Source organism: Alkalispirillum mobile (assembly GCF_003664325.1).
Classification (GTDB): Bacteria; Pseudomonadota; Gammaproteobacteria; order Nitrococcales; family Halorhodospiraceae; genus Alkalilimnicola; species Alkalilimnicola mobilis.
This window is the reverse complement of the sequence record NZ_RCDA01000003.1, coordinates 21,069-40,681: the sequence shown is the minus strand read 5'-3', so window position 1 is coordinate 40,681 and position 19,613 is coordinate 21,069. Positions and strand designations below refer to the sequence as shown.

The 19,613-nt window shown below is 66.9% G+C and carries 16 protein-coding genes; 5 read left to right on the top strand and 11 right to left on the bottom strand.

Features of this window, described 5'->3' with window-relative positions; all coding sequences use genetic code 11:
• Positions 1 to 92 precede the first annotated feature (92 nt).
• Entirely contained in the window at positions 93 to 290 is a 198-nt protein-coding gene (locus tag DFR31_RS10105) for a YgaP family membrane protein (protein ID WP_121442570.1), read from the top strand.
• A gap of 83 nt (positions 291 to 373) precedes the next feature.
• On the opposite strand, the gene cynS is transcribed toward DFR31_RS10105, so the two are convergent.
• From cynS to DFR31_RS10080, 5 genes are all read right to left on the bottom strand, one after another.
• Positions 374 to 817 carry a cyanase gene (gene cynS / locus DFR31_RS10100; RefSeq protein ID WP_121442569.1) on the bottom strand — a complete coding sequence of 148 codons (444 nt, stop codon included), beginning with the start codon at positions 815 to 817 and terminating at the stop codon, positions 374 to 376.
• 86 nt (positions 818 to 903) lie between these two features.
• On the bottom strand, positions 904 to 1,776 hold the full coding sequence (locus DFR31_RS10095) for an ABC transporter ATP-binding protein (RefSeq protein ID WP_121442568.1): 873 nt from the start codon (positions 1,774 to 1,776) through the stop codon (positions 904 to 906).
• 97 nt (positions 1,777 to 1,873) lie between these two features.
• Positions 1,874 to 2,713, bottom strand: a complete 840-nt coding sequence (gene ntrB / locus DFR31_RS10090) for a nitrate ABC transporter permease (protein WP_121442567.1) — start codon at positions 2,711 to 2,713, stop codon at positions 1,874 to 1,876.
• 3 nt (positions 2,714 to 2,716) lie between these two features.
• A complete protein-coding gene (locus DFR31_RS10085) occupies positions 2,717 to 4,144 on the bottom strand; it encodes a CmpA/NrtA family ABC transporter substrate-binding protein (protein ID WP_121442566.1) in 1,428 nt (475 codons plus the stop codon).
• Positions 4,145 to 4,414: 270 nt separating this feature from the next.
• Entirely contained in the window at positions 4,415 to 4,996 is a 582-nt protein-coding gene (locus tag DFR31_RS10080) for an ANTAR domain-containing response regulator (protein ID WP_121442565.1), read from the bottom strand.
• A 324-nt stretch (positions 4,997 to 5,320) separates the two neighbouring features.
• Between DFR31_RS10080 and pckA the strand changes: the two genes are divergently transcribed.
• Complete coding sequence (gene pckA / locus DFR31_RS10075) at positions 5,321 to 6,916, top strand: phosphoenolpyruvate carboxykinase (ATP) (RefSeq protein WP_211328291.1); 1,596 nt, start codon at positions 5,321 to 5,323, stop codon at positions 6,914 to 6,916.
• Positions 6,917 to 6,937: 21 nt separating this feature from the next.
• Here the strand turns inward: pckA and DFR31_RS10070 are convergent, their stop codons facing one another.
• Positions 6,938 to 7,981, bottom strand: a complete 1,044-nt coding sequence (locus tag DFR31_RS10070) for a CobW family GTP-binding protein (RefSeq protein ID WP_121442564.1) — start codon at positions 7,979 to 7,981, stop codon at positions 6,938 to 6,940.
• Between the two features lie 156 nt (positions 7,982 to 8,137).
• On the opposite strand from DFR31_RS10070, the gene DFR31_RS10065 reads away from it, so the two are divergent.
• Complete coding sequence (locus tag DFR31_RS10065) at positions 8,138 to 8,917, top strand: Mut7-C RNAse domain-containing protein (RefSeq protein ID WP_121442563.1); 780 nt, start codon at positions 8,138 to 8,140, stop codon at positions 8,915 to 8,917.
• A 19-nt stretch (positions 8,918 to 8,936) separates the two neighbouring features.
• On the opposite strand, the gene acsA is transcribed toward DFR31_RS10065, so the two are convergent.
• Entirely contained in the window at positions 8,937 to 10,736 is a 1,800-nt protein-coding gene (gene acsA / locus DFR31_RS10060) for an acetate--CoA ligase (protein ID WP_121442562.1), read from the bottom strand.
• A gap of 174 nt (positions 10,737 to 10,910) precedes the next feature.
• On the opposite strand from acsA, the gene DFR31_RS10055 reads away from it, so the two are divergent.
• Positions 10,911 to 11,504 carry a CPBP family intramembrane glutamic endopeptidase gene (locus DFR31_RS10055; protein ID WP_245971164.1) on the top strand — a complete coding sequence of 198 codons (594 nt, stop codon included), beginning with the start codon at positions 10,911 to 10,913 and terminating at the stop codon, positions 11,502 to 11,504.
• 131 nt (positions 11,505 to 11,635) lie between these two features.
• A complete protein-coding gene (locus DFR31_RS10050; protein WP_121442561.1) occupies positions 11,636 to 12,001 on the top strand; it encodes a phasin family protein in 366 nt (121 codons plus the stop codon).
• A gap of 92 nt (positions 12,002 to 12,093) precedes the next feature.
• Here the strand turns inward: DFR31_RS10050 and DFR31_RS10045 are convergent, their stop codons facing one another.
• The 4 genes from DFR31_RS10045 to prpC form a co-directional block, all read right to left on the bottom strand.
• Entirely contained in the window at positions 12,094 to 13,548 is a 1,455-nt protein-coding gene (locus DFR31_RS10045; RefSeq protein ID WP_121442560.1) for a bifunctional 2-methylcitrate dehydratase/aconitate hydratase, read from the bottom strand.
• A 280-nt stretch (positions 13,549 to 13,828) separates the two neighbouring features.
• Positions 13,829 to 15,007: a 2-methylaconitate cis-trans isomerase PrpF gene (gene prpF / locus DFR31_RS10040; RefSeq protein ID WP_121442559.1), complete on the bottom strand. Its 1,179-nt coding sequence runs from the start codon at positions 15,005 to 15,007 to the stop codon at positions 13,829 to 13,831.
• A 200-nt stretch (positions 15,008 to 15,207) separates the two neighbouring features.
• Positions 15,208 to 17,826 (bottom strand): Fe/S-dependent 2-methylisocitrate dehydratase AcnD, encoded by a 2,619-nt coding sequence (acnD, locus tag DFR31_RS10035; RefSeq protein ID WP_121442558.1) that lies wholly within the window; start codon positions 17,824 to 17,826, stop codon positions 15,208 to 15,210.
• A gap of 502 nt (positions 17,827 to 18,328) precedes the next feature.
• Complete coding sequence (prpC, locus tag DFR31_RS10030) at positions 18,329 to 19,453, bottom strand: bifunctional 2-methylcitrate synthase/citrate synthase (RefSeq protein WP_121442557.1); 1,125 nt, start codon at positions 19,451 to 19,453, stop codon at positions 18,329 to 18,331.
• Between the last annotated feature and the right edge of the window lie 160 nt (positions 19,454 to 19,613).

Below are 19,613 nucleotides of genomic sequence, written 5' to 3'. Positions count from 1 at the left end.
GCCGATCCGGGCTTGAAAAGCGGACAAATAAGGCGCACGCTGATATTCTATATTTATTGAATACATCAGCCCTTAATCCGGAGGCAACAAGCATGAACCTGACCAAGAACATGGGCACCATCGACCGGGCGATCCGCGCCGTGGTTGGCGTCATCCTGCTGGCGCTGGTCGTAGTCGGCCCGCAGACCGCCTGGGGCCTGATCGGCATCATCCCGCTGGCCACCGCCGCCATCGGCTGGTGCCCCGCCTACATGCCGCTGGGCATCAGCACCTGCGAAAAGAAGGCCTGACCCGGACACCCGGGACCACAGGCAAAAACGCCCGGGGGCCGATGGCCTCCGGGCGTTTCTTTTTTGCGGGACGGGCCGCTGCCCTACCAGCGCTTGTAGGGCAGGAACTTGCCGTTCAGGGTCAGCACCACCCGGTCGCCCTTCGGGTCCTCCACCTTGTCTACCTCCATGGTGAAGTCGATGGCGCTCATGATGCCGTCACCGAACTTCTCCTGGATCACCTCCTTCAGGGTCTCGCCGTAGACCATCACCACCTCGTTGAGGCGGTAGACCAGCGGGTCGGAGAGCATCTCCTGGTAGCGCTGGCCCTTCTCCGGGTAGACCTGCAAAGCCGCCCCCACCTCGCCGGGTAGCCCCAGCACGCCGCAGAGTTTCTCGGCCTGATCGGCCAGCAGGCTGTTCTCGCCAAGACAGGCGGAGCAGATGAAGACCGGCGACATGCCCGTGGCCTCGCCGATGGCCTCCCAGCTCATGCCCTTCGACTGCTTGGCGGCCAGGATCGCTTCACGCATTTGTGACTTGTTCATGGTTGTCATCCTCTCGAAGATCAAGGGTTAGGTAGCACGGCTACGCCGCGTTCAAGGTAGTACTCACCCGCCGTGGCAGGTGCGGTTCAGCCATTGGCAACCCGCTTTCCGGGCTCCGGTTCCTCGCCGACATTGACCTCGGCCGCTTTGCGGGTGCCGCGTTGCCCCTGCAGCTCACGTGAGCGCCGGACCAGGAAGTCGACCAGGTGGTTGCGGGTCGGGTAGTAGTTGGGGTGCTCGATGATGGAGGTCCGGTCCCGGGGCCGGGGGATATCCACCTTCACCGCCTCGGCCACGTGGGCCTCCGGGCCGTTGGTCATCAGCAGGATGCGGTCGGAGAGCAGGATGGCCTCGTCCACATCGTGGGTGATCATGAACACCGTCTGCCCGGAGTCGCTCCAGATCCGCAGCAACTCGTCCTGGATGGTGCCCCGGGTCAGGGCATCCAGGGCGCCGAAGGGCTCGTCCATGAGCAGCAGCTTGGGCTCGATGGCGAAGGCGCGGGCGATACCCACCCGCTGGCGCATGCCGCCGGAAAGCTCCGACGGTCGGCGGTTCTCACTGCCCTCCAGCCCCACCAGACGGATGTACTTCATGGCGTGATCGCGCACCTGCTGACGGCTCCAGCCGGGCCAGCGGGCCTGGGTGGCGAAGACCACGTTGGCCAGGGCGCTCTTCCAGGGCAGCAGGCTGTGGTTCTGGAAGATCACCCCCCGGTCCAGGCTGGGGCCCTTCACCTCCTTGCCATCCATGAAGACGTTGCCGTCGGTGGCCTCGTCGAGGCCCGCCAGCACGTTCAGGATGGTGGACTTGCCGCAGCCGGAGTGGCCGATCACACAGATGAACTCGCCCTTCTCGATGTTGAAGTCCACTCCGTCAAAGACGGTGAGCGGGTCCCCGCCGCGGGCGGCGGGAAAGGTCTTCTTGAGGCTCTCCACCTCGAGGAATGCATGACTCATAGGGTCTCTCCCGGGGCGGCCCCCGGCGCTCGGCCGGGGGTGGATTGCCCACAGTGACGTTGTATTCGGATGCCTGAATGCAGTGTGGTACCCGGGCTCATTCGGCGTACTGCACGGCCCGGGTGGCCATGGCCAGCATGCTGTCCAGGATCATGCCGACGATCCCGATCATGAGCACCGCGAAGATCACGCTGGTCAGATCCAGGTTGTTCCACTGGTTCCAGACGAAGTAGCCGATGCCGGTCCCACCGACGAGCATCTCGGCGGCCACGATGACCAGCCAGGAGATCCCGATGGCGATACGCATGCCGGTGAGGATCGTGGGCGCCGCCGCCGGCAGGATCACCGAGAAGGCGGTTTTCACCGGCGAGAGCTGCAGCGTGCGCGCCACGTTCAGCAGGTCCCTCTTGACCCCCGCCACCCCGAAGGCGGTGTTCACCAGGATGGGCCAGACGGAACAGATGAAGATGACGAAGATCGCCGACTGCACGGAGTCCTGGATGATGTAGAGCGCCAGGGGCATCCAGGCCAGCGGCGAGATGGGCCGCAGCACCTGGATGTAGGGGTTAAGCGCCTTCTGCATCACCGGTGACATGCCCACCACGAAGCCCAGCGGGATGGCCACCAGCACCGCCAGGCCGTAACCCGCCAGCACCCGGCTGATGGAGTAGGCCAGCTGCGTACCGATACCCTTGTCGTTGCTGCCCCGGTCGTAGAAGGGGTCGGAGAGCTCCGTCACCGCCAGGCTCAATACCTCCGACGGCGCCGGGATGTTGCTGCTGGAGCTGCTGCCCCCGCCAGTGAGCATCTCGTACTCGCTCAACTCTTCCTGACCGGGTATCAAAGCCCCGCCCACGCTCCATTCCCAGATCCCCAGTATCACCACGAGCATGGCGAGGCTGAGGGCGAAGGCCTTGAGGTTCTCGCGACTCAACATGGCTTAAGACCTCCGGATCTCGAAGCTGTCCACATAGGCCTCCGGCTGCTCGGGGTCGAACTCCTTGCCCATGATCATGTGGCTCTTGTAGGTGACCTCCGGCGGCTCGTAGCCCAGTTCGCGCATGACCCGGCCGCATTCCGTGGCCAGGTAGACCTCTTCGGCGATGCCCTTGTAGTCCACGTCGCCGTCCACGTAACCCCAGCGCTTCATCTGGGTCATGATCCACACCGCCATGGAGTGCCAGGGGAAGGGGTCGAAGTCGATCCGGTCCGGGTCCTCCTTGACGTTGCCCAGCCCGTCGGCGTAGCGGCCGGTCAGCACCTGCTGAATCACCGAGACCGGCTGGTTCAGGTAGTTGCGCGGCGCGATGGCCTCGGCGATCTCGGCCCGGTTCTCGTGCTCGGAAGAGTAATGGGTGGCCTCCACAATGGCCTTGAACAGGGCCCCGAAGCTGTTCGGGTACTCCTCGGCAAAGGCGCGGCTGGTGGCAAAGGCGCAGCAGGGGTGGCCGTCCCAGATCTCCTTGGTGAGCATGTGGATGAAGCCCACCTCCTCCCAGACCGCCCGCTGGTTGAAGGGGTCGGGGGCCAGGTAGCCGTCCACATTGCCGGCCCGCAGGTTGGCAACCATCTCCGGCGGCGGCAGCACGCGGATCTGGATATCCCGGTCCGGGTCCAGGCCGTGCTCGGCAACGTAGTAGCGCAACAGGAAGTTGTGCATGGAGAAGTCGAAGGGCACGGCGAAGCGGAAGCCCTTCCACTGGCTGGGGTCGCGCTTGTCCTTGTGCTTGTTGTGCAGCGTGATGGCCTGGCCGTTGATGTTCTCCACCGCCGGCATTATGAAAGGCATGCTCGACGAGCCGGTGCCCATGGTCATGGCCAGGGGCATGGGGGTGAGCATGTGGGAGGCATCATACTCCCGGTTCATGGACATATCCCGGGCCACCGCCCAGCCGGCGGTGGAGCGCAGGTCCACGTTCAACCCGTAGCGCTCGTAGAAGCCCATGGGGTGAGCCATGATGATGGGCGTGGCGCAGGTGATGGGCACGAAGCCCACGGTCAGGTCGCGCTTCTCCGGGTCACCCAGGTTGTCCTTGAGCAGGGCCTTGGCCGCGTCCAGCGGGAATATGGAGCCCACCGCCGCGGCGAAGGTGCCGGCCCCCACCGCCTTCAGAAAGAAGCGCCGGCTGGCGTCGTGGTGACCGAACAGGGCGCGCACCACCGCGCTCTCCACGGCCCGGTCGAACATGGCCTCCTTGTCGACGCCCTGCTTCGCGGCGAGCATCGGGTTGGTTTCCTGCTCCACCGGGGTGGCCCCGTGGTCGTGGTGGGCGTGTTCGCTGCCGCCGCAGCTGGAGCAGGTGCAACCCGCCCCGTGGCGCAGATCCGCCTCCGGGTTGAACGGGTCGTTGAGTGATCGGTTGCTCATGGTTCATACCTCCCGCCGAAAACAAAAAAGGGCGCGGCATCGGCCGGAAGCCGACGCCAGACGCCCTTGCCTGCAAAGCCTGTTTCAATGCCTGCCACAACCCGCCGTTGGGTGCCGCGCTGCGACGGACAGAGCACTGATGTCAACAATCTAAATTCAATTTACGTGCCAGGTTTGTCTTTTACCGTTAAAACATCGTTTTACGAAAGAAAGTCAGCCCCCGTGGCGGGGCGGCTGCACGCTAGCGGTGCGAGCATGCACCGCCGCGGGTCAACCGTGGGCGAGGCCGGCGTCGGCCAGCAACCGACGCGCCAGACGCGGAATAGGCTGGCCGCTGTTCATGGCGCGCCGGCGCAGCAGGTGGTAGGCATCGGCCTCCCCCAGCCCCTCGCGCTCCATCAGCAGGCACTTGGCCTGGTGCACATCACGCTGCTCGGCGAGCTGGCGGCGGGTGTCCGCCAGCTCGCGGGCCAACCCCTGGAAGCGCTCATACTGCCGGATGGCCAGGCGAATCGCCCCCTGCACCCCTTCGCGCGGCACGCCCCCCACGGCGTAGGCACTGAGCCCTGCCGCCGCGGCTGTGCTCATCAGTTCCGGGTCGTGATGAACGGAGCCGTTCATCACTGGCCCCGGGTACCGCCCCCCGCGGCTGCACAGCCCCTCCAGGGTGTCGCGTTTGCCCGATACCGCCTCGGTGATGACCACCTCCGGCTCCTCGTCGAGCACCCGCTGGTAGAGGTCATCCTCGCCCTGCACGGTGGCCACCACGGTGAAGCCTGCTACCTGCAATGACTCCTCGAGCCAGGCCGAACGCTCCGGCGAATCATCAACCAGCATGACTTTGGTGACCATGAGCAACTCCAGGGGCTGAGCCCGTCAGCATTGATGCAGTGCAAAACAATACAAGGTGCGTGCCAATGGCCAGGCCTGGCGGCAAAACAGGAGGTTGCATAAAACCGGCGGGTACCGACGGGGTGTGTCGCGCCCGCCGGTGGTGCGCGCATTGAGCGCTGGAGCACGCCAGCGCACCAAGTTGGACGTTGGGGGCCACAAACTGGCTATCGGGGGCGGCATTAGCCTTCATCACGCGGTAACATATGCGCCATCGTCCGGCCAATACATTCAATAAAACGCACAGGCCGCCCCGGCAAACACGAATACACGAGGAGCTAGCAAGTGACGTTCTCCCTGGAAATGCATGGCATCGAGGTGGCGGAAGTCCTGCGCAACCCCGCGCCCGCGCGGCTTTACGAGGAGGCCCTGGCCCATGAGAAGGGCTCGGCCATCTCCTCCACCGGTGCGCTGATCGCCCGCTCCGGCGAAAAAACGGGGCGCAGCCCCAAGGACAAGCGCGTCGCCGATCACCCACAGGTCACCGACGATGTGTGGTGGGGGGACGTGAACATCGATCTGCAACCGGACAGCTTCGATGCACTACAACAGCAGGCGGTGAACTACCTGAACACCCGCGACCGGCTCTACGTTATCGACGCCTATGCCGGCTGGGATCCCCGCTACCGGGTGAAGGTGCGAGTGATCTGCGAGCGGGCCTACCACGCGCTGTTCATGCACAACATGCTCATCCGCCCGACCCGCGAGGAACTGGCCGAGTTCGGCGAGCCCGATTACACCATTTACAACGCCGGCCGGCTCTCCGCCAACCAGGAGGTGCCCGGGGTCAACTCGAAGACCAGCGTCAGCCTCTGCCTCAGCCGGGGCGAGTTCGTGATCCTGGGGACGGAATACGCCGGTGAGATGAAAAAGGGCGTGTTCACCATCATGAACTACATCATGCCCAAGCAGGATGTGCTCTCGATGCACTGCTCGGCCAACGAGGGCCCGGAGGGCGATGTCTCGGTCTTCTTCGGCCTGTCCGGCACCGGCAAGACCACCCTGTCCGCGGACCCCCGCCGCCGGCTGATCGGCGACGACGAGCACTGCTGGACCGACGAGGGCGTGTTCAACATCGAAGGCGGCTGCTACGCCAAGGCCATCGGCCTGGACCGCCACGCCGAACCGGAGATCTACGACGCCATCCGCTTTGGCGCAGTGCTGGAGAACGTGGTCTTCGACCCCGAAACCCGCGAAGTGGACTACCACGACGGCTCGGTCACCGAGAACACCCGGTGCTCCTACCCCATCGAGTACATCCCCAACGCGCGCCTGCCCTGCGTGGGCGGCATCCCGAAGAATGTCATCTTCCTCACCTGCGACGCCTTCAGCGTGCTGCCGCCGGTAAGCAAGCTGACCCCGGCGCAGGCCATGTACCACTTCATCAGCGGCTACACGGCCAAGGTCGCCGGCACCGAGATGGGGGTCACCGAGCCACAGGCCACCTTCTCCGCCTGCTTCGGCGCGCCGTTCCTGGTCATGCACCCCACCCGCTATGCCGAGCTGCTGGCAGAGAAGATCCGCGCCAGCGGAGCGCAGGTGTGGCTGGTGAACACCGGATGGACCGGCGGCCCCTACGGCGAGGGGCAGCGCATGAGCCTGGCCCACACCCGGGCCATCATCGACGCCATCCACGACGGCACCCTGAAGGATCAGGAAACGGTGACCGACCCGGTATTCGGGGTGCAGGTGCCCGTGCAGTGCCACGGCGTGCCGGACGAGGTGCTCATCCCGGCGAAGACCTGGGCCGATCCGTCGGCCTACGATGAAATGGCCAACCACCTGGCGGGGCTGTTCCACAAGAACTTCGAAACCTACGCCGACCAGGCCAGCCCGGAGATCCGCGCCGCCGCACCGAAAGCGGGCACTGCCACCGCCTGACCGGTGCCCGACCGGGCCTGCTCAGTAGCGCTCCGCGTTGCGCAGGCCCCGGTCCAGGGCATCCAGATCGGTGGTGTCGGTCGTGTGATGGATCACCTCCAGCCGCGGCCGGCCCCCGTCGGCGGGCGCACGCCCCGCGGACAGCCCGCCCTCCCCGCCCACGCGGTTGATCTGCTGCCACCCCTGATCGGTCCGCAGTATCCCCTTGACCCGCTCGGCGCCAAGCCCGTCGATCAGCTGCGCCAGTGCCGCGTGGTCCAGGCAGCAGTACGTGGGCAGCAGCCAGCTGCGCCCGACGAAGTCATCCGCCCGGTTATCGATGAACACCCAGGCCTCCCCGGCCGCATCGCCGGGCCCGGCGTGGTTGTGGGCATGGTGGTGGTCACCGGTGCGGGCGGCCTGCCGGGCCTGAAAGGCGCGCACTTCCGGGAAGAGTGCCCCGCCCCGGTCCAGGCGGGGCTGGTCCAGCAGCGCCGGGGCCATGCGTCCGTGGCGGGTTTCGATGACCCGGGGCCGCGGGGCCGGGCGCTCGGCCACGAAACCCTGCAGGGCCACCCGGTCCGCGTGGTCGTAGAGGTCTGCCTTGTTGGCCAGCAGCACGTCTGCCAGGTAGATCTGGTCATTCCAGTTGGGGTGCTCGCGGTGCCGGGTGGAGGCCAGGTGGCGCGCGTCCATCAGGGTGACCGTGGCGCGGAGGTCCAGCAACCGATCGTAGGGCAGCGTGGTCAGGGTACGGATGATCTCCGCGGGGTGGCCCAGGCCGGTGGGCTCGATCAGGATGCGATCGGGCCGGGCGTGGCGGATCAACCGGTCCAGGCCGACCGTGAACAGGTTGGCGGAGACGCAGCAGAGGCACCCACCGGGGATCTCCTCCAGGGCAACGCCCGTATCCTCCAGCAAACCGCCATCCACGCCGATTTCGCCGAACTCGTTGACCAGCACGGCCCAGCGCTCCTCCGCCGGCCGGTTGGCCAACAGCCCCCGGATGGTGGTGGTCTTGCCGGTGCCCAGAAAACCGGTGATGAGGTTGGTCTTGATAGGTCGTCTGCCGCCGGTACCGGCCATGCCTTCGTCCCTCCGTTTCGCCTGCGCCTGCATCCATTACAACACAGCCGCGGGCCCGGGCGCTGAGCGGTGGCTCCGGTCCGGCGGCCGGGCTTGGGCGCTCCGGCCGCCGGCGATACCATGACACCAGCGGATTGGCGGAGAAGAGGCGCGCGCATGGCCCGTGCGGTGTTTCGCTTTTACGAGGAGTTGAACGACTTCCTGCCGCCGGAACGGCGCAAGGTGGCCTTCGATTACCCGCTGGACCGCCGGGCCGCCGTCAAGGACGTGATTGAAGCGCTGGGTGTACCCCACCCGGAGGTGGAGCTGATCCTGGTCAACGGCGAGTCGGTGGGCTTCGACTATATCGTCCGCGATGGCGACCGGGTGGCGGTCTATCCGGTGTTCGAGTCCTTCGACATCAGCGAGCACCTGCGCGTGCGCGAGTTTCCCCTGCGCGAGTTGCGGTTCGTGCTGGACGCCCACCTGGGACGACTGGCCCGCTACCTGCGGCTGTGCGGCTTCGATACCCTCTACCGCAACGATTTTCGGGATGCAGAACTGGCCTCGATCTCGGCCCACAAAGGCCGGGTGCTGTTGACCCGGGATATACGGCTGTTGAAACGGCGCATCATCACCCACGGCTACTTCGTACGCAGCGACCGGCCGGAGGCGCAGCTCACTGAGGTGCTCCACCGCTTTCAGCTCCAGGACCGGGCGGCCCCCTTCCGGCGCTGCGCCCGCTGCAACGCCCTGCTGCGGGACGCCGACAAGGCCGAGGTGGCGCCGCGGCTGGAGCCGCTGACCCGGCGCTATTACGACACCTTCAAGGTCTGCAGCGGTTGCGGCCAGGTCTATTGGTACGGCAGCCATGCCCGGCGGATAGAACGGCTGATCGAGCGGTCACGACAGGGCGGAGACCCGGCACCGGACGCGCCCTGCCGCAGTGGCGGCTGACCGGCCGTGCTCTAGGCAATCACCCACCACCAGCGGTCGGTGACGCACACGGCCGAAGCCGATCATCGCCACCCTCCAACGTCGACGTATCCCCCTCCGGCAGGCCCAACTCACGCGCCCGCAACAACCGGCGCATGATCTTGCCGCTGCGGGTCCGGGGCAGCTGATCGGCGAAGGCTATCTCCCGCGGCGCCACCGCCGCCCCCAGGCGCTTGCGGGCCAGGGCCATCAATGCACGGCGCAGTTCGTCGTCGGGCGCATGGCCGGGCTTGAGGGCCACGAAGGCCTTGATCCGCTCGCCGGTCACCTCATCCGGAACGCCGATCACCCCCACTTCGGCCACCGCCGGATGCTCCATCAGCGCGCTCTCCACCTCGAAGGGGCCGATCAGGTGGCCGGAGGTCTTGATCACGTCGTCGCCCCGGCCGATGAACCAGTAGTAGCCGTCGACGTCCCGCCGGACCAGATCACCAGTCAGGTACCAGTCACCGGAAAATGCCTTGCGGTAGCGCGCCTCCTCGTGCAGATAGCCGCGGAACATGGCGGGCCAGCCCTTGCGCAGGGCCAGTTCCCCGGTCTCATCCGCGGCATCGATACGTTCGATGCCCCCGGCATCATCGCGCCGGACCACGGCAGCCTCGATCCCGGGCACCGGGCGGCCCATTGAGCCGGGCTTGATGGGCAGGCAGCGGAAATTGGCGATCATGATGCCGCCGGTCTCGGTCTGCCACCAGTTGTCGTGGAAGGGCAGTCCCAGGGTCGCCCGGCTCCAGTGGACAGCCTCGGGGTTGAGTGGCTCGCCGACACTGGCGATAAAGCGCAGTGCCGAGAGATCGTACCGGGCGGGCAGCTCCGGCCCGCACTTCATGAGCATGCGGATGGCGGTGGGCGCGGTGTACCAGACGTTGACCCGCTGCTCATCCAGGATGCGGTACCAGCGTTCGGCGTCGAACTCGGCCTCGTCCACCACCAGGGTGACGCCAGCGGCGAAGGGGCCGATGATGCCGTAGGACATCCCCGCCACCCAACCCGGGTCCGCAGTGCTCCAGTAGACATCCCCCGGCTGCAGGTCCAGCGCCTGCTCGGCGGTAACCCGGTGCAGCACCACAGCCTCGTGCGCGTGGACGGCGCCCTTGGGCCGACCGGTGGTCCCGCTGGTGAAATGGAGCAGCGCCATCGCCTCCGGATCCATCGGGCGGGTGGTGTATTCAGCGGACAGGGCGTCCATGGCCCGGGCCGCGTCCACCGTCCCTTCCGGCGCCTCGTCCACGTCCCCGATCAGCAGCACGTGCCGCAGACAGGGGGTCTCCGCGATCCAGTCGGCCATCTTGCGCCGGTAGAGCCGCGCGGTGGTCACCACCGCCGCCGGCTCGCCGATCTCCACCCGGGAGCGGATGGGCTCGGGGCCGAAGGCGGAGAACAGCGGCGTGAACACACACCCGTGCTTGAGCGTGCCCAGGGCCGCGGCGTAGAGATCGGGGATGCGGTGGGCCAGACAGTAGACCCGGTCGCCCGGCTGCAGGCCGCGCTCCGCCAACAGGTTGGCAAACTGGTTGGCGCGGGCGTTGAGCGCCCGGTAGGTGATCGCCAGCGGGTCGCCCCCGTCGCGGGGGAGGAAACGGATAGCGGTGCGGTCCGCACCCGGGCCGTCCAGGTGGCGGTCCAGCGCCTCGTAGGCGATATTGAGCCGGCCGCCGCCGAGGTCGGTGACCTCCCGGCGGGCCTGCGCCCAGTCGAATGCGGCGTAACCCCGGTCGTAGTCCTGCAGCCGGGACGGCAGGGTGCGCTGGTCAGCGGGAGATGGTGGCGGAGGGGGCATAGGGTACTCCTGCGAGTGAGCAAGGCCCGATGCTCGCGGCCCGGTCGCACCCGTAACGATGCTTTTCACATTAAGCATAGAAACGGACGGCGCGCGGTACAATCTGTTACCGTCCCAGGCTCGGCGGTGATCGCCGCCGGTCGGCCCAGTCACAACCACCGCGGGATGCCAACCTTGTCGAAAGGAAAGACACCGGTCACCGACCCGCTGATCGCAGCCATCGTCTTTCAGGGACTCATCTTCCCGCTGGCCATCGGCCTGGCCTTCCTGCTCGGCGTCCGACCCTGGACGGCCATGGATGCCGACCTGGATGCGGTGCTGCTGGCGGTGCTCGCCACCCTCCCCCCGCTGCTGGGCCTGTGGGCCCTGTCACGGGCCCGGGTACCCTGGATGGAAGAGCTGGACGCGTTGGTACGGCCCATGATCGACGCCCTGTTCCGCGGGCGCGGGCCCGGGCCGGTGGTACTGATCTCCCTGCTGGCCGGCTTCGGCGAGGAGTTGCTCTTCCGCGGGGTCCTGCAGGGCTGGCTCACCGGGCTGGCCGGGCCGTGGGTGGGGGTGATGGTGGCAGCGCTGGTTTTCGGCCTGTTGCACTGCCTGTCCTGGACCTACTTCGTGTTCGCCGTGATCTTCGGCCTGTACCTGGGCGTGATCTACGAGCTGACCGGCAACCTGTTGATCGTCTGTCTGATTCACGCCCTCTACGACTGGGCCGCCATTCACTACCTGCTACGCCATGCGCCGGCCGCGACGCCGGACGAGCACTGACCGCCGCACCCTTTCGGGCCGATTGAAATTAGTTGTTGCACTGCACCAAACCCACTGCTATGCTGCATCGCAACAAGGTTGGAGAAGGGCTCCACGCCTTGTCGCAAATTCAAACGCAATGAGGTGTTGCCATGATGAACCCGATTCTCGAGCAGATGACCAAGCAGTTTGAGCAACTGGTTTCCGGCCCGGCCCGCAGCTTCGCCGCGCTGAACATCAACCACATGGAAGCGCTGGTGAGCAACCAGGTCGAGCTGTCCAAGAACTACTCTGACCTGGGCTTCAAGCAGCTCCGCGCCGCGCTGGACATCAAGTCCGCCGACGACGTGCAGAGCTACTTCCAGAACCAGCAGACCGTCGCGCAGGAGCTCAGCGAGCGCGTGAAGGCCGACGCCGAGAAGGTGGTCAGCCTGAACCGCAAGTACGCCGAAGAGGCTCAGGCCCTCGGCCAGGAGAGCGTGCAGGCGGCGGCGAAGGCCAGCGGTCAGTCCAAGTAAGGGCTAAACCGTAGCGCCAGACGCGAACGCCGGCCCCTTCCGGGGGGCCGGCGTTTTTTTATGTCGGCACCGGGGCTGCCAGACAGCGGCCGTCACAGTGCCCAGAGGTCCACGAACTCGTTGACCGGCATCCGCTCGAGCGCCTTTTGCTTGTCACACGCCTTGCGGATGGCCTCCGCCCGCCGCGGGGCAAACCGGGTCGCCAGGGCTCGGTGGAACTTGTCCACCAGCACCGGTATCCCCTCCTTGCGCCGGCGACGATGGCCGATGGGGTATTCGACCGCTACCCGGTCGGTCTTGCTCCCATCCTTGAAGTGCACCTGCACGGCATTGCCGATGGAGCGCTTTTTCTCGTCCAGGTAGTCCTTGGAGAACTGCTTGTTCTCCACCACCTCCATCTTCTCCCGCAGGGCGTCGATGCGCGGGTCGGCGGCCACGCTGTCCTCGTAGTCGTCGGCGGTGAGCCGGCCGAAGATCAGGGGCACGGCGACCATGTACTGGATGCAGTGGTCGCGGTCGGCGGGGTTGTCCAGCGGCCCCTCCTTGTCGATGATCCGCACCCCCGCCTCCTGGGTCTCGATGACCACCTTCTCCACCTCGTCGAGGCGCTCGCGCACCTGCTCGTGCAGGGTCATGGCCGCCTCGACGGCGGTTTGGGCGTGGAACTCCGCGGGGAAGGAGATCTTGAACAGGATGTTTTCCATGACGTAGCTGTCGTACGCCTGGTTGATCTCGAGCTTGTTGCCCTTGAAGAGCACGTCGTTGAACCCCCAGAAGTCCGCGGACAGGGCGGTGGGGTAACCCATCTCGCCGGTCATGGCGACCAGCGCCAGGCGCACGCCGCGGGCGCTGGCATCCCCCGCCGCCCAGCTCTTGCGTGAGCCAGTGTTGGGGGCGTGGCGGTAGGTGCGCAGGGCAGAGCCGTCGATGAAGGCGTGGGACAGGGCGTTGCTGATGTCCTGCTGGTTACCGCCCAGCATGCCGGTGGCCACGGCGGTGGTGGCAATGCGCACGAGCATGACGTGGTCCAGCCCCACCCGGTTGAACGAGTTCTCCAGGGCCAGCACGCCCTGGATCTCATGGGCCTTGATCATGGCCGTGAGCACGTCCTTCATGACCAGGGGCTTTTTGCCCTGCGCCAGGCGTTGGCGGCTGAGGTAGTCGGCCACGGCGAGGATGCCCCCCAGGTTGTCGGAGGGGTGGCCCCACTCGGCGGCCAGCCAGGTGTCGTTGAAGTCGAGCCAGCGGACCATGGCGCCGATGTTGAAGGCGGCCTGGACGGGGTCGAGCTGGTAGGGGGTGCCGGGGACCTTGGCCCCGTCGGCCATCTGCGCCCCGGGGACGACCGGGCCGAGCAGCTTGGTGCAGGCCGGGTACTGCAGGGCCAGCATCCCGCAGGCCAGGGTGTCCATGAGGCAGTAGCGGGCGGTGTCGTAGGCCTCGTCGGATTTGATGTCTTTCTTGGCGACGTATTTGGCGATGTCTACCAGTTCCTTGTCCGGCTTGGGCCGCTTGCTGGATTTGGTGCCCCGATCGGTTGCACTCATGGCTGTTCCTCCTTTTGGCGGTCGGCTTTCCCGTTTGTGTTGGTTGTTCTTCCCTCAGTGTAGGTATTTGAGAGCCGGGTGTGAGGTCGTGATGGCGTGGCGTTCTGGGGGGATCTTTTGGGGACTTGGGCTTCGACAAGCTGGGGACGGCCGAGGGGTGGGGTTCGGTTGTGGACTCGCCGTGAATACGTCCATGTAGGCGCGTAGGCGGCATCCCTGCCGGAAGCCCCAGGCCCGATCCGCAGCCCAACCGAAGCCCCCAAAAAAGTGGGTGGAGCGCTTAGAAGCTATCCCCCGGCACCCTCACCCAGCCTTCCATCAAGACCCGCGCGCTGCGGCTCATGATGGCCTGTTTCACCATCCATTCGCCGTTCTCCTGAACGGCCTCGGCGCCCACCCGCAAGGTGCCGGAGGGATGACCGAAGTGGACGGAGTCGCGGTCGCCGCCACCGGCGGCCTCGTTGACCAGGGTGCCGGGGATGGCCGCGGCGGTGCCGATGGCCACGGCGGCGGTGCCCATCATGGCGTGGTGCAGCTTACCCATGGACAGGGCGCGCACCAGCAGGTCGATGTCCTCGGCCTGTACCGCCTTGCCACTGGAGGCGGTGTAGCTGGCCGGCGGGGCCACGAAGGCCACCTTGGGGGTATGCTGGCGGGCCGCCGCCTCGGCCGGATCGTTGATGAGGCCCATCTTCACCGCCCCGTGGGCGCGGATGGTCTCGAACATATCCAGCGCCTTCGGGTCGCCGTTGATGGCCTCCTGCAATTCGGTGCCGGTGTAGCCGATCTCGTCCGCGTTGACGAAGACCGTGGGAATACCGGCATTGATGAGGGTCGCCTTCAGGGTCCCCACGCCGGGCACCTCCAGATCATCCACCCGGTTGCCGGTGGGGAAGATGGCGCCGCCGCCGTCCGCCGGGTCCATGAAGGCCACCGGCACCTCGGCCGCCGGGAAGGTCACCCCGTCCAGCTCGAAGTCGCCGGTCTCCTGCACCTCGCCGTTGGTGATCGGCACCCGGGCGACGATGGTCTTGCCGATGTTCACCTGCCAGATGCGCACCTCGACCTCGCCGTTCTCGGGGATGCGGGCCGGGTCCACCAGTCCGTTGCTGACGGCGAAGGGGCCGACGGCGGCGGAAAGGTTGCCGCAGTTGCCGCTCCAATCCACGAAGGGCTTGTCGATGGAGACCTGGCCGAAGAGGTAGTCCACGTCGTGATCGGGGCTGTCACTCTTGGAGAGGACCACCGTCTTGCTGGTGCTGGAGGTGGCGCCACCCATGCCGTCGGTGTGCTTGCCGTAGGGGTCGGGGCTGCCGATAACCCGGAGCAGCAGCTGGTCCCGGGCCTCGCCGGGCTGTTGGGCCGCCTCGGGCAGGTCGTCCAGGCGGAAGAAGACGCCCTTGCTGGTGCCGCCGCGCATGTAAGTGGCGGGGATACGGATCTGTGGGGTGTGTGCCATGGGCCTTTTTCGTCCTGATGCAAGGGTGCCCCGCCACTGGGCGAGGCACCGCTGAATGGCGGGGCGAATCCGGGCGCATGCCCGCTCCGCCCCCCTCGCGAAGCCGCCGGTGGCCTGGTCCGAGGCCACGCGGGACGCCCACCCGCCGTCGTCGAGAGCAGGCGCCCCTGGGCCGGTTTCTGGGCCGGTCCCTGAACCGGTCAGGCGCGGCGGCCCTGCTGCTCTTCGGCCTCTGCCTCCAGGAAGTCCTGGGCGAAGCGCTGCAGCACGCCGCCGGCCTCGTAGATGGAGACCTCCTCGGCGGTATCCAGCCGGCAGATCACCGGGACCTCCTCGCGGCCGCCATCCTGGCGGTTGACGATGAGGGTCAGGGTGGCACCCGGCGCCAGCTCGCCCTGCACGTCATAGGTCTCGGTGCCGTCCAGGCCCAGGGTCTTGCGGGTGGTGCCTTCCTGGAACTGCAGCGGCAGCACGCCCATGCCCACCAGGTTGGTGCGGTGGATGCGCTCGAAGCCTTCCGCCACGATGGCCTCCACCCCGGCCAGACGCACGCCCTTGGCGGCCCAGTCGCGGGAGGAGCCCTGACCATAGTCCGCGCCAGCGATGATGATCAGGTTCTGCTTGCGCTCCATGTAGGTCTCGATCACGTCCCACATGCGCATCACCTTGCCCTCCGGCTCCAGCCGGGCCAGCGAGCCCTGCTTCACCTCGCCGTTCTCGTCCCGCACCATCTCGTTGAACAGCTTGGGGTTGGCCAGCGTCGCCCGCTGGGCGGTCAGGTGGTCGCCCCGGTGGGTGGCGTAGGAGTTGAAGTCCTCCTCCGGCAGGCCCATCTTCTCCAGGTACTCGCCGGCGGCGCTGTCCCGCATGATGGCGTTGGAGGGGGACAGGTGGTCGGTGGTGATGTTGTCGGGCAGGATCGCCAGCGGCCGCATGCCCTTGAGGGTGCGCTCGGCGGCCAGGGCGCCCTCCCAGTAGGGGGGCCGGCGGATGTAGGTGCTCTGGGGGCGCCAGTCGTAGAGAGGGCTCACCTGGTCGGCCTTCTCCACCTTCTTCTCGAACATGGGAATGTAGACCTTGCGGAAGTGGTCCGGCTTCACGTGCTCGGCCACGATGCGGTCGATCTCCTCGTCGGTGGGCCACAGGTCCTTCAGGGTGACCGGGTTGCCGTCGGCATCGGTGCCCAGGGCGTCCTTCTCGATGTCGAAGCGGACGGTGCCGGCGATGGCGTAGGCCACCACCAGGGCCGGCGAGGCCAGGAAGGCCTGCTTGGCGTAGGGGTGGATGCGGCCGTCGAAGTTGCGGTTACCGGAGAGCACGGCGGTGGAGTAGAGATCGCGGTCGATGATCTCCTGCTGGATCTTCGGGTCCAGGGCCCCGCTCATGCCGTTGCAGGTAGTGCAGGCGAAGGCGACAATGCCGAAGCCCAGCTTCTCCAGCTCGGGCAGCAGGCCGGCGTCCTCCAGGTAGTACTGGACCGCCTTGGAGCCGGGGGCCAGGGAGGTCTTCACCCAGGGCTTGCGGTCCATGCCCAGCTCGTTGGCCTTCTTCGCCAGCAGACCGGCGGCGATGACGTTGCGCGGGTTGCTGGTGTTGGTGCAACTGGTGATGGCGGCGATGATCACCGCGCCGTCGGGCATCAGGCCGTCATCGCGCTGCTCCACCTCGCCGGCGATCCCGGCCTTGGCCAGATCGGTGGTGGACACGCGCCGGTGGGGGTTGGAGGGGCCCGCCATGTTGCGCACCACGGTGGAGAGGTCGAAGGTGAGCACCCGCTCGTACTCGGCCTGTTTCAGGTCGTCGCCCCAGAGGCCGGCGGTCTTGGCGTACTTCTCCACCAGGTCCACCTGCTCCGGCTCTCGGCCGGTGAGGGTCAGGTAGTCCAGGGTCTGCTGGTCGATGTGGAACATGGCGGCGGTGGCGCCGAACTCCGGGGTCATGTTGGAGATGGTGGCCCGGTCGCCGACGCTGAGGGCCTCGGCCCCCTCGCCGTAGAACTCCAGGTAGGCGGAGACCACCCGCTCCTTGCGCAGGAACTCGGTGAGCGCCAGCACGATGTCGGTGCAGGTGATGCCCGGCGCGGGCTTGCCGGTGAGTTCCACGCCGACGATGTCGGGCAGCCGCATGTAGCTGGGCCGGCCCAGCATGACGCTCTCGGCCTCCAGGCCGCCGACGCCGATGGCGATCACGCCCAGGGCGTCCACGTGGGGGGTGTGGCTGTCGGTGCCCACCAGGGTGTCGGGGAAGGCGACGCCGTCCTTCTTGTGCACCACGGGGGACATCCGCTCCAGGTTGATCTGGTGCATGATGCCGTTGCCCGGGGGGATGACGTCGACGTTCTCGAAGGCCTGCTTGGTCCAGTTGATGAAGTGGAAGCGGTCTTCGTTGCGGCGCTCCTCGATGGCGCGGTTCTTCTCGAAGGCGTCCTTCTCGAAGCCGGCGTGCTCCACCGCCAGGGAGTGGTCAACGATGAGCTGGGTGGGCACCACCGGGTTGACCTTGGCCGGGTCGCCGCCCTTTTCGGCGATGGCGTCGCGCAGGCCGGCCAGGTCGACGAAGGCGGTCTGGCCGAGGATGTCGTGACAGACCACCCGCGCCGGGTACCAGGGGAAGTCCAGGTCGCGCTTGCGCTCGATGATCTGCTTCAGGGAATCGGTGAGCCGTTCGGGCTCGCAGCGGCGCACCAGGTTCTCGGCCAGCACGCGGGAGGTGAAGGGCAGTTTGTCGTAGGCGCCCGGCTGGATGTCCTCGACGGCGGCGCGCACGTCGAAATAATCGAGATCGGTGCCGGGCAGGTTCTTGCGGTATTTGGTGTTCATGGCGTCTGCTTTCCGTCGAGTCGGTGGTCGGGTCGGGGGGCCTTTTATGTGCCCCCATTGGGCTGATTAGGCTGCCGGTCCGATGGCCAGTTCCCGTTGTACTTCGCCCCGGTTGGGGGCCTGCTCAGATATAAAATCGCGCGCTAGGCGCGGAGTCGGGGGCCGGCGGGCGTGCCGGCTCCGGTGGGAGACACGCCGTGAATACTTGCAAGCTACGCGGTCCTGCTCCGCTTGCAAGTCCAGCCCGGCCCTCCCTGGCCGGGCGTTCGCCGCAGTGCGGCTCACCCCTGTAGGCTCGTAGGCGACATCCCTGTCGCCTACGGTCCCCCACCGGAACCGGCACACCCGCCGACCCATCGGGGCTGGGTAGCGCCATTCCTGGCGCCGCCCTGGTCATCGCGAGGGCCGAAGGCCCGTGGCGATCCACGCGCTGCGCTGGACTGCCACGTCGGCTGCGCCTCCTCGCAGTGACGGTGGGGGCGCACACCCACCGCCGCAGTCTTCAGCCCCGCTGATCGATGGGGGTGAAGGGCCGCTCGTCGGGGCCAGTGTAGTCCGCGCTGGGGCGGATGATGCGGTTGTTGGCCCGCTGCTCGAAGATGTGGGCCGCCCAGCCGGTCACCCGAGACATCACGAAGATGGGGGTGAACAGCTTGGTGGGGATGCCCATGAAGTGGTAGGCGGAGGCGTGGAAGAAGTCCGCGTTGGGGAAGAGCTTCTTCTCGTCCCACATGACCTGCGCCACCCGCTCGGAGACCGGGTAGAGCACGGTGTCGCCCACTTCGTCGGCCAGCTTCTTCGACCAGGCCTTGATGATCTCGTTGCGCGGATCGGAGACGCGGTAGATGGCGTGACCGAAGCCCATCACCTTCTCCTTGCGCTCGAGCATGCCCTTGAGCTCGCGCTCGGCCTCATCGGCGCTGCCCCACTGCTCGATCATGGCCATGGCCGCCTCGTTGGCGCCGCCGTGGAGCGGGCCGCGCAGGGAGCCGATGGCGCCGGTGACGCAGGAGTGGATGTCGGACAGGGTGGAGGCGCAGACCCGGGCGGTGAAGGTGGAGGCGTTGAACTCGTGCTCCGCGTACAGGATCAGCGACGCGTGCATCACCTTCTCGTGCAGGCTGTTGGGCTTCTCGCCGTGCAGCAGGTGCAGGAACTGGGCGCCGATGGAGTCATCGTCAGTGGCGGTGTCGATGCGCACGCCGTCGTGGCTGTAGCGGTACCAATAGGTGATGATCCCCGGCAGCACGGCCAGCAAGCGGTCGGTGGCGGCCTGCTGCTCGTCGAAGCTCTGCTCGGTCTCCAGGTTGCCCAGCATGGAGGCGCCGGTACGCATCACGTCCATGGGGTGGGCGTCCGCCGGGATCTGCTCAAGCACGGTCTTCAGCGCATCGGGCAGGCCACGCAGGCTCTTCAGTTTCTCGGTATAGGCGTCCAACTGCGCCCGGGTGGGCAGCTCGCCCTTCAGCAGCAGATAGGCCACCTCTTCGAACGTGGCTCCCTCGGCCAGCTCGCGGACGTCGTAGCCGCGATAGGTCAGGCCGGAGCCCTTGCCCACGGTGCACAGTGCGGTCTCGCCGGCGGACTGGCCGCGCAGGCCGGCACCGCCCAGTTTTTTATCGCTCATAAGTCTCTCCTCGTGCGGTTTGGCAATTCAGTCAAAATGCTGCCCCGGAGCCGGCCATTGGGTGGCCGGAACTTCCGTCGTGGGGCGTCGCCGGCCAGGGAAGGCCGGCGTCGAGCGTACGGGGACGTACTCGCAGCGTCCCCGCGACGGAAGTTCCGGC